Origin of the sequence: Mesorhizobium sp. STM 4661 (genome assembly GCF_000359125.1) — a bacterium.
Classification (GTDB): Bacteria; Pseudomonadota; Alphaproteobacteria; order Rhizobiales; family Rhizobiaceae; genus Mesorhizobium.
This window is the reverse complement of sequence record NZ_CAAF010000047.1, coordinates 44,076-55,872: the sequence shown is the minus strand read 5'-3', so window position 1 is coordinate 55,872 and position 11,797 is coordinate 44,076. Positions and strand designations below refer to the sequence as shown.

The window sequence follows — 11,797 nt, the reverse complement described above, 5'->3', positions numbered from 1 at the left end:
AGTGGCTGGCCACTAGAGGTAGGTAGTTTCGACATCGAGAGAATGGTTCGTGGGTCTTGGTCTATTGGAACACGACCCTTTCCTTGGCATCGTCCCGATGAGTGGTCGCAAGCTCAGCGTCGAACTTGTTGGGATATCGAACCATCAGCTTGGCGATGTTCCTTTCGCCAACCTCCTCGAACGTGGTTCCGATTTTGCGATAGAGCATAGCCAGGTACCACTGGAGGTCTCCGGCCTCGTCCATGAACTTCTCACGGTCGATAACGCCGGTCTCCAGGTAGGTCTGAAGCACCTCCAGCAGCTCGGTAGACTCGCTGTCCACTCCAAGGGCGGCGTGGATAAGGTCGGGCTCGATCCCTTCGGGATATTCGAGGATCGCACCGTCTTCCTTCATGATGTCTGTCACCAGGTCATGAAAGATGGGCTTGCGCTTACCGTAGAACAGAGCCTTCTTGGCACCGTCGATCATATGGGAAGCATCGATGCGAGCCTGAACAACGGCCACAAGGACTGACCATGGCGCCAAACCGGTGAAGACCGAGCCGGCTGCGGTGCGAGCGGACGAGATGAGGTATTGCTTCATGGTCATAGGGTTGTGTTCCTGTCACCGATAATCGGCATGCTTTTCGTAATCGCTTCGACGGTCGACTTTCTGAGAACGTGTTCGCTGACCATACTCAGCACTGGTAGTGGGAACTGGACATGGGCGTGAGGGGATGTCCCAGGCACGATCCCGGGGTTCAGTTCCTCGTAGTGCCGGGCGAGGATGATGGCGGCGCTGTCTAGAGCGAAGTCGTCACCGTCTTTCCAAGCCAACAGCTCGCTGTAGAGGTTGTTGAACGGTTCATCGCCAAACCCTGGACGAGGCTTGCGGATCGCCAGCCTGTGTCGGTCGTTGTCCCCGACCTTCTGCTCGATGAACTCCAACAGGAAAGCGATGTTGCAGCCGACGTGGGCGTAGTGATGCAGGCCGCTCTCGTCGTCGTGGGTCTCACCACGGGCGATCTTGTTCATGTGCCGCATCGCACAGTCCAGGACGGCGCACCATGATCCACCCTTCCGCCAGTTGTGGGCTGAATACTTCTTCTGGCCGAAGTCGAGGACGCGAGCCACGTCCTCAATCATCAGTGTTGGGGTTCTGAAGAAGTCGCCTTCCCACCCTGCCGCGACCGTCATGATTAATGCAGTCGGAACCAGAGTGAGTGGCGGCTTGCCGGCGTTGTATCGAAGCATCGCCATTAGAGCACCCCCACTTCCTGGCATAGGGTCGTGAGATGACGCTCTGCTGTCTGCCAGCTCCAGAAGCTTACGTGGATGCCGAGCGGCTCCATCGGATAGACGTAGGGAGGGTTGAAGCCCTGAGCCATTTCGTCGGCACAGATACGGCGGTCAAACTCATGGAGAGCCTCCATGTTCTCCCACGGCTCGCCGAAGACGTTGAAGATGTGACGTTGGACTCGCTCTTCGAGCTTCACGTACGCGCGAAAATCCGGATCTTTCTTGTAAGGATGCGGAATGTCGTTCGTCAGCGCCTCACCGAAGTCGTGGATCGTCGCTGCTCGCTTGAGCCCTCGGGCTCGAACCTGAAGGGAGTCAGCCAGCTTGACTGTGTGCTCACCGACCGAGATCGGCTTCCTAGTGTGTCCAGTGTAGCGGTTTAGAAGACAGATGGGATGGATGAAATCGATAGCTGTGAAGCTGTACTTCTCGATTTGGAAGGGGTCGACGAGGCGACCCGTGTTGAGGAGGATCGCGCTCATATCATTGGCACCATGGTTTGAAAGAAGGTTCTCGCAACTGCCCGCGTCATGCGCGGGATCAGGTACTGGACGACCCAACCATCGTTGGGGGTCTGGAACATTTCGTGGGTTCCAGCGTCGAACTTCTTTCTGGCGTCGGCGATGATGGCGTCGAACTTCTCAGGCCAGCGGCAGCCGGCCTTCTTCACGGCGATCACGTAGGGTTCGAAAGACGGTCGCCCTAGTGTTCTGATGTCGATCGGTTCAGGACCGACAGCGGGTCGGAACGGTATATAGTCCGACCCGCCGTATTTCTGTTTCATGTAGAAGTAGTCGAGGCCAAGGACACGAGAGACACGCGAGATGTTGCCGTCCGTCTTCTTCAGTTCCTCAAGAATTAGCTGCTCTTCAAGCGATCTCTGGTTCATTAGTTTCACCCAAGTTGACGTAGTAGTCTGCTTGGGGATATTTGTGAGTCACGAGCAGTATTTGCGAGATACGGGTTTTGAGTGTCTGTAGGGTATAGGAAGTATTCTCGGCCCTGTCCTTGTCCATAGAGGCGTCGATCTCATCAGCCATGAAGAGGCTGAAGACATTGTTGGTCAGGACCTGACCTAGACCCAGACGCAAGGCCAAGTTGGCGACAGCTTTTCCCGACCCCGAGAGGGTAGAGATCGACTGATCGTCAACCAAGATGTTGAAGTCGTCGTCGACCTCAATCTTCTGACGCTGCCCGCCAGTCATCTGCTTGATCAGATGGCTCGCCACCCGGTTCAGAGACGGGACCAGGTGCTGCTTGACCATGGTGCGGAGAGTGGTCAAAGCTTCCTTCGCCTTCTTCCACTCGCCGGATTGCTCCGAGAAGTAAGCTATGGTTTCAGTCGCCTGCCGGTAGCGCTCGGCAAGCTCGTCATAGTTTCCTTTTTGGATCTCGTAGGCGCAGGAAACCTCATAGGCCGCGTATAATGAGGGGAGTTGAGCGACCGACGCTTCCAGCATGACCGACCGGACGAGCTTGTCGGCTCGTTCAGCCTTCCAAACCTCGAAGTTAATCATGTCGTTCTCGAACTGAACCATCAGGGCTTGGTGAGCACCCTGGTTGTTGAGCATGACCTGGTAGTTGGGCATGTCCGCAAGGCGCTTGGCGTAGCTGGCGAGGGTAGCTGAGAGCGTTTCCCGTTGGGCAGCAGCAGCGTTGGCCCTGCGATGCTCATCGACCTGTGACCCCGTCAGGAGCGGCCGGCTGGCCTCGGGGACCACCTCTGGGCTGATGCCTGACTCGAAGTGATCGATGTTGTGCAACTCCACACGGACCTGAGCTGAGGTCAGCGCCGGCTCCAAATCGGAGTTTGGAAGCTGACTGAGCCGTTCGATCTCGGCCTGCATCTTCTCCACCGCATCGGCCTCGACCGGCCAGCGGTGCTCACACTCAGGACACTCATGGTGACCGTGATCGAGCAGCTCTCCAAGTTTGCCCCGTGCATTCTCCAGGAGCTGGTGGTTGACGTACTCAACAATGGCACTGTCAGCCTCAGCCAGCTGCTCGCGGGTATAGGCCGGCGTTGGATACTGAGCCCTGAAGCGGACCAGCTCCTGCCATTTGTCGTAGTCCGAAATTTGTATACAAACTTTGGACAGCTGCTCTTCGCTGTAGGGCGACGGCGCCGGCAGGTTGTCGAGCTGAATGGCCAAGGCGAGGTGCTGGGCCTTGGTCTCGTTCTGGCCGTCCAGCATCGAGCGGATGACATCGAGCGGCATGTCGATCTTCGACACCGGCTTCACTGGCGGAACTCGCTCGACGGACAGCCAGCCTTGCAGCTGGTCGAATTCCGTCTTCAGGTTCCGGATTGAGTCCAGGTCGGCCAGGATTTCCTTGGCTGGCCGGTAGTTCTCGGGCAGGACGGGCTCGGGTGGCTCGTACAAAGAAGATTTGAGGTCGTCTGCCCTGCGACCTAGCGCCAGCGCCTCGTCCCCGGCTGACTTTGCAAGGTCCTCGATGACGCCTAGCCCAATGACACTATCGACCATGCGCTTGCGCTCGGTCGGTTTCATGCTTCCCAGCTTCTCCAGGTCTCCCTGGTTGGCCACGTTAGCGATGTCGAACACGTCCATGCCGAAGGTCAACAGCTCGACGATCTTGGCGTTGACCAGCTTGGTGCCGACAGCGATCTGCTCCTTGCCCCGGAAGACCTTGGCCTGGGTGATCGTCCGCCACACTCGGTAGTCGACATCACGGATCGTGAACGTCAGCTCACCGGTGAGCTTCTTGTAATCCGGGACCGTGCCCCGCAAGGCAGCGGTGCCGAAGAACAACCAGCGGATCATCTCGATGATAAACGATTTTCCGCTTTCGTTTGGTCCAGTGATGGCGCCGAAGCCCGCCTTAAACTCGACGGTCTCGGCCAGTGTCCTGCCCGTACTCGGGAAGGTCACGGAGTAGGTGAGGTTTTTAAGCATTTTTGCATAGCCCTTCAGCTCGTGCTTTTGAGACACAGGTCCAGATGATCAGGCCGTAGTTGCGCAACACGAAGACGCGGGTCTCGTCGAATTCTCCAAGACCCTTCTCTGCTGCTTCCTTCAGCACGGTGACGAGTGAGCGCTCATAGTTGGTGAGCCTCGTACAGGTGAGCCACTCAGCCATTGCGTCGACGTACTCTTCAGCAGTTCTCGTGAGGGGTCTAAGAGCCATCGGCCAGCCTCTTTAGGTTGAACTGTTGCAGGAGTGTTTCAGTGATTTCTGGGTTGACCTCCGCGAAGGCGGTACGGAAGAGACTGATCATGTCGAAGTCGCCGAGCACGACCGCCGGCATCTCCTCATCTACGCCGTCGAGCTTCTTGACGGTCAGTTGGAGACAGTCGATTTCCTCATCGAGGATTTCATCGGGTTGCAAGATGATGCGGACGCAACGGTCGTGGAGGGTGTCGTCAATCTCGTCCTTGGTCAGGGTGATGTAGAGATCGGTGTTAGACTCCTCTCCGTGCGCAAATGGTTGCATCGAACCGACAACCATCACGTCAATACCGTCGCGGTCGAACTGATCAGCACGATGGATATGTCCGGTATAGGCGTGGGTGAAGCCAGCCTCGGCAAGCTGCTTCGTGGGGATCAGGTTCTCGTCGTTGCCGCCGAAGCTCGTGACATCCCAATGCCCCACACAAATTTTGCCAGTCGTTCCCGCTACCAGATCGGCGGCGTGGACGACGGGTTGCCAAGCGAAATAAGCCACATCACCAAGAACGAATTTCTCGGTCACGACTTTAATGTTGGACTGTGACCCCACGATGTGGGTGAAGAGATCGAACGCTGATACCCTCTCCAAATCGCGGAGCACATCGTGATTGCCCCGGAGGATGATGAAGGTGGTTGCAGGTTTCTCGGTCGCAGCCTTAAGGTATGTGATGGCGGCTCGAACAATGCAGTCATACGGAACATAGGCTTTGTCGAAAAGGTCGCCGACGTGGACATGCACGTCAGCCTTGGTCTCGGCCAGGCTCTTCTCGAACTGAGCCCAGACCATCTTCTCTCGGTCACCACGACGGTGTAACGGGACACCATGTAGGAAGGATCGTCCAAGGTGCGTGTCTCCGAGGAGTTCGATAGTTTTCTTGTTGTGTTTGATGATCATGCTGCTCGCCCGTGGTTTGGATTGTACCCAAGTTCCCCCGCTTTGGATTTTTGGGTCTCTGAGGCCTCTATAGCGGTTGCGAAAAGACCTAAATTTATTCGCCTGCCTTCTGTTTGAATGTAGGCTTGAAACTTACTAGAACGTTTATGGAAGGAGACCCCAATAAACCCTGATGTGTTGTCTATTCGAAGGGAGAGGTTCTTCGCGTTATCCGATTGAGTCCCCTCATTTAGGTTCTCCCATCTGTTGTTTGATCGATTTCCATCATCGTGATCAACAACCCTTGGCCACTTGCCGGTGACCCACAACCAAACCACCTGGTGTTTCCTATAGGTCTTGTTAAGAATCGCACCGGACTGATAATTCTCATCATCAATCCGGTTGAAGGCCTCTTTCCCAGCGTACCGAGTATTCCAGGTCTTCCATATTCGGTCGCTGGAAAACCACCCCCTGCCCCTGGTCCTCCACGTCAAAACACCGGTTGCTGGATCGTAGTCCAACAACCGGTGCAAGATGGACTGAGCCTCGACTGGATCAGTCGGTAGACCTATCATATTTCCTGACCCGGAACCTGGAGGGCTTGAACAAAGAGCTGGATCGGCAGCACCAGGAAGTGGCAGTTCTCCAGGTCGCCATTGGTGCTCAGGCGTTGGAGCGGATAGACCGCGACCTTCTGGTGTTCCTTGTTGAACAACAGGACCACACGTTCGACGCCCACGAGCTTTTCCAGCTTAAGCCCAACCGACAACTTGTCGGCGAGCTGTTGGGCTTCGGCCTTTTCAAGGACGAGCTTCTTCTGAAAGAGTCCCTTCTCCATGTACTCCCGCTGCTGCAATTCGAACGGCAGAAGTGGAGTGCATTTTGGTGCCTCTGCCCGAGCTTGGCACCCTGTCAGAAAAACAATTGCTAGTGCTGCGAGGAACTTGTTCATGACTTGAAATGCTCCGTTGCCTTGAACACGGCATCGATCTGATTGATCGTGTCGTAGATCGCGTTGTGGGCGTCACCGACGAAGTCGGTCTTGAACGTCGGGAGACTGCTGTCGCCGGCCATGCCCCGGATGTAGGAGTTCATGTCGGTGGCGAACCGAAAATGAAAAGGATTCATGATCTCGAAGTCGGTGAAGTACGAGGCGACGAACGAGAAGTCGAAGCTGGTTGGCTTCGCCCAGAAGCGGAGCGGTTGGATCGGCGAGTAGCCAGCCCAGTCGGCGAAGGCCTGCATAACTGTGCGAGGGTCTTCCATGCGGGGGTAGATGTCCTGAAGGATCGAGCGCTTCTGCTCGCCCCACCATTGTCGGGTGCTCTCGTCCCAGTAGCGGCCCGGTGGGATCAACAGGCAGCGATCGAACATCGACGTGGTGTCGACGGTCTTCTCTGCGAGGTTGAACTTCACGGCGGCGATCTGGAGGATAGGGGCATGGTCTGGACGCGTGCCCCCAGTTTCGATGTCGCACATGACATCACAAAATGTTCCCGTGTTTTTCATCAAATGTGTTTCCATATTCTGCGGGAACATATGTCAGTCACATGCCCCTCTTTAAGATTGAGAGAGGTAGCCAACTGACGGAGCGGCGCACCTTGACTCCTTAGAAGTCGGATGTTTCGAACCTGGTCCTCGGTTAAGACGTTGCGGCTGTTCTTTGTTCCGCGACGGTCGTAGTTTCCAGCTGCGTAGGACTGGAGGAGATTATCCTTGTGGGTGGTCCACAGAAGATTTTCGAAGTGATTGTTGGTGCGGACGTGATCGAGGTGAGCAACTTCAGGCAGATCATCTGGGTTTGGAACAAAGGTTTCAGCGACAAGACGGCTCACATAGAATGTACAATAGTGACGGCCATCGATGCGAGCAGTTGCCAAGTTCACATAGAGGTAGCCGTCGTCTGTAACACCAGGCTTCAACCATCCGCCTTTTGTGCCTTGTCGAGGATAGCTCCAAACCCGACCATCGTTGGTGATGGCATACCGGCCCTCATAACCAATGATGTCGACCATCATGACGCGAGGCCCGCCAAGGCCCACTTGAACTCCTTCAGGTCAGCCCACGGGATCGAAGACTTCCCATGGTCCTTGACTATCTGAATGAGCGTGTATGGGACTTTGAACCACCGGTCGCGGGTGAGGTCGTGGAGGTACACAAAGTAGGAACCACCAGCGCCCAGGATCATCTTCGCCGCAGCGGACTGCTTCGAGCGAAGGAGACTGAAAGGAAATGAGGTTTCGTTCTGGGTGGACTTTACCTCCGCGAAGGAGGTCTTGCCATCCACGACAAGGATGTAGTCGGAGGGTTGAGGACGGACATGACCCATGCGGCCAGTCCGTCCCCTCACCTCAGCTGCATCAACAAGCCGACAGTAGTATGCCCGCTTGCCTAGAGTGTCGTGAATTTCCTCGAACGTTTGTTCAGAGGCTTTGCCGGTGTTCTTTTTCGCCATGCTCGATATGTGTGAGCGGCACCGGCAGGGTTCGAGTGTTGTTGGAGCCTAGTCTATTGGATGTTCTCATTTGGAAGGGTCTTGCGATACTGGACCCAACCAATGAAGTTGCCGTGGAGATTAGGCTGTTCGAATTCGGGCTCAGACCCACGCAAGAAAGTCTTATCTGGAGTTGCCTGATGTTCTGCCGGCGATGCGTGGAGTGGTTCGGAACCGACCAAGCGATCATACAGAGCCAGGTCGCTGGCGATGTCGGGCTTCTTGCCGTCGTGGGTCAGGTACGAGACGCGGGCACAACGTGCGACCGAGAGCTTGATCGCCAACGGCTTCAGGTCTAGATCATGAGCCAGGCCGTAGTCCCAGATGTCCTTGTCGTCATCGCGGACGTAGGGGACGTGCCACTGGCCCTCGTACAGTTTCACCGGCTTCGAGTACTCCATGGCGTCAAACATCTTGTCGGCCAGCTCGTGGATCTCCGGCTGAGCACCATTGTGGCGCCGCAGGCCGAAGAAGTTCGCCCACTCGGTGGCGGTGACCACCACGTTGATGTGGCTGAAAGGTTCAAGCAGCCGGTTCACGATCTGCTTGTGGTAGCCGGCGGCGTCGAATGCACGGGCCATGGTGACCATCTGATTCCGTGTGATTAGCCATGCTTCTTGCGGTGATACCTCATGTACCCTGTGGAAGCCTAGAGCCAAGCCCACGTCAACAGGAGCGGTGTGCTCCTCGTCAGCTTGCATCCCCGGCTGGTTCTTTCCCCAGTGTATCGGCTTGGCCGTGTCATCCAGCACGTCTTGGATGAGCTTGTTCACCGGGATCGCCCTCGATGAGGAGGCATTGCGAGAAAGATTCTCGTCGTACATCAACCCATCGGCGATGGTCTGGATGACGATCTCCTCGGGCGTCGTGGACAGAACCCGGTGCGTCAGCTCCTCGGCGTGGATGAACCGTGGGTAGCGGAGCTGCATGGTCGTGATGCGTTTGCCGGCGTCGGAGATCGAGTCGGCGACGATTGTTGCTCTGATGGTCATCAAAGTTCCACAATGAGAGAGGGGTTGAAATCAGGGTTCTCGGCTCCGTAGCCACGAGGATTGCAGAGCACCCTCGTCTTGCCAACTTGGTAGTCGAACGACGAGTGAACGTGGCCGTGGACCCAGAGGTCAGGCTCATGCTGTAGGATCAGGTCTTCCAGATCGCTGACGTATGCAGCGTTCAGGATATCGTCCCGGTACTTCGCATGGATGGACTTCCGGTGTGGGGCGTGATGCGTCATCACCACCGTCGGGCCGTTGTGCGGCAGCTTGAGCGCGGCCTCGATGAACCACCGCGAGTTCTGGTGGAGCAGACGGGCTTCGATTGGACGAAACCGCGCCCAAGGCTCCTTCCTCCAGGTGATTTTCCGATGGTCGTTCATCGAACGGCCAGCGATCTCCATGGCATGCGGTTTGAAGTCCATTCCGTACAGTTCGTAATCCGTCCAGAGCGTGGCTCCAATGATTCGAACGCCGTTGTGGAAACTAACCTTGTCGTCGAGAAAGCCGGGGTATTGCGAGAGCTTCTGTTTCCGATCCTCCATCGGATGGCCGTAGAACTCATGATTGCCGGCTACGAAGAAAGCTTCCGTCTCGCGGATGAAGCGATCGTTTTGAATGTCCCCGGCCAACAGAACGGCATCGACCTCCGGTATCGGAAGGTCAATGCCCTTGTGGTCACAGTGAAGGTCCGAGAGGACCCAGAACTTGGCCATCACCAGGCCCTCGGCTTCGTCTTGCTCTTGGCCCTGATCTTGTCGATCCGACCATAGGCTTCGTCGACCGAAGCATGACCTTCGCGGATGATGTTGGTGCCCAGGCTGTTGGCCACGCCAACGAGCGTGAACACGGTGCCACCCAGCTCCTGCTTCACGTCACCAACCGGACGGCCGAAGACGTACCAGAGCAGCTTGAAAGCCTGCCAGCGGGTCACACCCATGGCCTGAGCAAGCTCCATGGCTTCCTCCAGGAAGCGATAGACGCGGACCTTGGGACGGACAACCGGGTCCTCTGGGAAGGCGTCAACCAGGAACTGTGTGACGCGACGTTGAAGATGATCGGCCGCCATCTGTTCGGGAGGTGGGGCCTGAAAGACAAGAGGGACCGTGATGTGCTGGTTCATGTGATGTGATCCTTGATTAGGTTGACCATGCCTTCGTGGCAGGGAAGAAGGCCTCCCTTTCGTTCGGCCTTCTCGAATGCTTTCCAGTATTGTTCGTTGAGGGCGTCGGCACAGGCCTTGGCTTTGACCTGGGACTTGAACTGGATCTCCACAGGCGGACCTTCACTGAATGACATGTGCGTGATGGTCCGCCCTTTGCGGAGACAGAGACGCCATTTGCCATCTTCCTGGCGGGCGCCGAAGGCCATCAGTCGACCCGGTCGAAATCGATGGCTACGGGGAACCGCGGAATTCCAGCCGGGGTCAGGTTGAAGAACTTGATCTTCGTCGTCTTGACACTGTCACGACGGGCGAGCAGCTCCTTGGTGAACGCCTTCGTTCCCTTGATGCCAGCCTTGGGCCGCTCACCGCTCTCCGTGCGCTTGTCGCCAGGCAGAATGAACTCGACCCACTTCGCATAGCCAGCCCAGTCACCCAGGCCCTCGCCTATCTGCGAGACTGGGTACTCCGCGTCCTGGAATTCCTTCCGCTTCAGAAGGTTCTTCGAACGCTTGTTCTCGTACGGGCCATTTAGGCGAACCATCTGGCCTTCGTAGCCGGCCTCCATCCAGTTCAGGTACAGACCATCGAGGTGGGCCTGATCGACCGCAACGCGGGTCTGAACAATCTTGATCGGACTGTTTGTCATTTCCTCAAAGACAAGTGCAGCAAGGTGGTTTTGTCGAGCCGAAAAAGTCCCATGCACAGAAGGGAAATCGTACACATGGTACTGGATTAGCTCTGCGGACTTCGCCAACTGCCCGGCGGTAGGGTTCTGTTTCTTCACCATCGAGACGATCTGGTTGAAGTCGTCTTTGAAATCGTGGTTGTACAGCTCACCGTCTAGGATCAGACCAGGGTCGTTGGTAAACGCAGGAGCCAAGGCTTCCTCGATGTGAGGCACACCCAGAAACCGCTTGCCTTGCCGAGAGAACAACCCCTTGGCAGTGGCGATGCAGCGGACGCCGTCAAGCTTCGGCTGAGCGAAGCAAGGGAAGCTTACCGTTTCATATGCCTGCGCCAGCATCGGCTTGAACATCAGCGGTGTGTCGATGTCGTCGACGCTGCGGTGGTAATCCCTCTCCAGCTTCTTGGTCTGGTCAGCAATGGCCTCGAACAGAGCCTGGGCCTCAGCGGTCTCCTGGCTCTTTGGAGTGCAGACCGTGTAGGCAGTGGTGGTCTTAGCGCCTTCCAGCAGGCCGGATGTGGTGCGATACTTGTCGCCATCCACCTCGAAGAACCAGGTGCGGATGTTGCCGACGCTGTCGCGCTTGAAAATTGGGTCAGAGATAATGTTCATGCTTGTAGGCCTTTCATGGCTCTTTTCAGGTAGGCCAGCTCGGCGGCGTCGAACTTCTTCGATGCCTTGAAGATGGCAAGTTGCCGGCGCCTCTGGGCGCGGGTTGAGGATGGAGGTGGGGGTGGAGAGACCATGTTGTTGGTCAGGTACTCTCGCTCAGTTCCGGGGACGTTGTTCATTGCATGTCACTCCAAGCTCGTAGTTCCGTTTCAGCATCACGCAACTTTTGGGTCGCCATCGTTTGCCACTCGGGGTGGTATTCCCAGTTGACCTCCTGGCCCTCCCAGTCTTGGGCGAACTTTGCCGCCAAGGCGTGGTGCATGGTGTCATCCAGATAGATGTCACCGACCGCAGGGTCGGTCTCGGCAGCACAGAGTGCGACCGTTGTTCCGTTGATGGTTCGAATACGGATGCTCATTGTCTTGCAAACTCTCCTGCTAATTTGAGTGATCCCAACCGGTAAGCCTCACTCGCCTCGATGGGCGTTTCGTAGTAGCCAAGGTTC

At 56.5% G+C, this 11,797-nt stretch carries 18 protein-coding genes; all 18 read right to left on the bottom strand.

Annotation, left to right across the window (positions count from 1 at the left end; genetic code table 11):
- Positions 1–61 precede the first annotated feature (61 nt).
- Positions 62–589, bottom strand: coding sequence for a MazG nucleotide pyrophosphohydrolase domain-containing protein (locus MESS4_RS31195; RefSeq protein WP_006331953.1), 528 nt, complete (start codon positions 587–589; stop codon positions 62–64).
- Entirely contained in the window at positions 586–1,239 is a 654-nt protein-coding gene (locus MESS4_RS31190; protein ID WP_006331951.1) for a dATP/dGTP diphosphohydrolase domain-containing protein, read from the bottom strand. Before MESS4_RS31190 ends, MESS4_RS31195 begins: the two co-directional genes overlap by 4 nt.
- A complete protein-coding gene (locus tag MESS4_RS31185) occupies positions 1,239–1,760 on the bottom strand; it encodes a hypothetical protein (protein WP_006331949.1) in 522 nt (173 codons plus the stop codon). Before MESS4_RS31185 ends, MESS4_RS31190 begins: the two co-directional genes overlap by 1 nt.
- Positions 1,757–2,167, bottom strand: coding sequence for a helix-turn-helix domain-containing protein (locus tag MESS4_RS14420; RefSeq protein WP_006331947.1), 411 nt, complete (start codon positions 2,165–2,167; stop codon positions 1,757–1,759). Before MESS4_RS14420 ends, MESS4_RS31185 begins: the two co-directional genes overlap by 4 nt.
- Entirely contained in the window at positions 2,148–4,196 is a 2,049-nt protein-coding gene (locus tag MESS4_RS14415) for an AAA family ATPase (RefSeq protein ID WP_157385582.1), read from the bottom strand. The genes MESS4_RS14420 and MESS4_RS14415 overlap by 20 nt, the downstream gene beginning before the upstream one ends.
- Positions 4,189–4,380 carry a hypothetical protein gene (locus MESS4_RS33500; protein WP_157385581.1) on the bottom strand — a complete coding sequence of 64 codons (192 nt, stop codon included), beginning with the start codon at positions 4,378–4,380 and terminating at the stop codon, positions 4,189–4,191. Before MESS4_RS33500 ends, MESS4_RS14415 begins: the two co-directional genes overlap by 8 nt.
- Positions 4,381–4,417: 37 nt before the next feature.
- Positions 4,418–5,365, bottom strand: a complete 948-nt coding sequence (locus tag MESS4_RS14410; RefSeq protein ID WP_006331942.1) for a metallophosphoesterase — start codon at positions 5,363–5,365, stop codon at positions 4,418–4,420.
- Positions 5,366–5,915: 550 nt separating this feature from the next.
- Positions 5,916–6,296 (bottom strand): hypothetical protein, encoded by a 381-nt coding sequence (locus MESS4_RS14400; protein ID WP_006331940.1) that lies wholly within the window; start codon positions 6,294–6,296, stop codon positions 5,916–5,918.
- Positions 6,293–6,853: a 3'-5' exoribonuclease gene (locus MESS4_RS14395; protein ID WP_157385579.1), complete on the bottom strand. Its 561-nt coding sequence runs from the start codon at positions 6,851–6,853 to the stop codon at positions 6,293–6,295. The genes MESS4_RS14400 and MESS4_RS14395 overlap by 4 nt, the downstream gene beginning before the upstream one ends.
- Positions 6,853–7,362, bottom strand: a complete 510-nt coding sequence (locus tag MESS4_RS32235; RefSeq protein WP_006331938.1) for an NUMOD4 domain-containing protein — start codon at positions 7,360–7,362, stop codon at positions 6,853–6,855. The genes MESS4_RS14395 and MESS4_RS32235 overlap by 1 nt, the downstream gene beginning before the upstream one ends.
- Entirely contained in the window at positions 7,359–7,799 is a 441-nt protein-coding gene (locus MESS4_RS14385) for a Holliday junction resolvase RecU (protein ID WP_036241286.1), read from the bottom strand. Before MESS4_RS14385 ends, MESS4_RS32235 begins: the two co-directional genes overlap by 4 nt.
- Before the next feature lie 53 nt (positions 7,800–7,852).
- Positions 7,853–8,830 (bottom strand): FAD-dependent thymidylate synthase, encoded by a 978-nt coding sequence (locus MESS4_RS14380; protein WP_006331936.1) that lies wholly within the window; start codon positions 8,828–8,830, stop codon positions 7,853–7,855.
- Positions 8,830–9,546, bottom strand: a complete 717-nt coding sequence (locus MESS4_RS14375) for a metallophosphoesterase (RefSeq protein WP_006331935.1) — start codon at positions 9,544–9,546, stop codon at positions 8,830–8,832. The genes MESS4_RS14380 and MESS4_RS14375 overlap by 1 nt, the downstream gene beginning before the upstream one ends.
- Positions 9,546–9,953 carry a hypothetical protein gene (locus MESS4_RS14370; protein ID WP_006331930.1) on the bottom strand — a complete coding sequence of 136 codons (408 nt, stop codon included), beginning with the start codon at positions 9,951–9,953 and terminating at the stop codon, positions 9,546–9,548. The genes MESS4_RS14375 and MESS4_RS14370 overlap by 1 nt, the downstream gene beginning before the upstream one ends.
- Positions 9,950–10,201, bottom strand: coding sequence for a hypothetical protein (locus MESS4_RS14365; RefSeq protein WP_006331929.1), 252 nt, complete (start codon positions 10,199–10,201; stop codon positions 9,950–9,952). The genes MESS4_RS14370 and MESS4_RS14365 overlap by 4 nt, the downstream gene beginning before the upstream one ends.
- Positions 10,201–11,292 (bottom strand): hypothetical protein, encoded by a 1,092-nt coding sequence (locus MESS4_RS14360; protein ID WP_006331928.1) that lies wholly within the window; start codon positions 11,290–11,292, stop codon positions 10,201–10,203. Before MESS4_RS14360 ends, MESS4_RS14365 begins: the two co-directional genes overlap by 1 nt.
- Complete coding sequence (locus MESS4_RS14355; RefSeq protein ID WP_006331927.1) at positions 11,289–11,471, bottom strand: hypothetical protein; 183 nt, start codon at positions 11,469–11,471, stop codon at positions 11,289–11,291. Before MESS4_RS14355 ends, MESS4_RS14360 begins: the two co-directional genes overlap by 4 nt.
- Entirely contained in the window at positions 11,468–11,710 is a 243-nt protein-coding gene (locus MESS4_RS14350; RefSeq protein WP_006331926.1) for a hypothetical protein, read from the bottom strand. Before MESS4_RS14350 ends, MESS4_RS14355 begins: the two co-directional genes overlap by 4 nt.
- Positions 11,711–11,797: the final 87 nt, after the last annotated feature.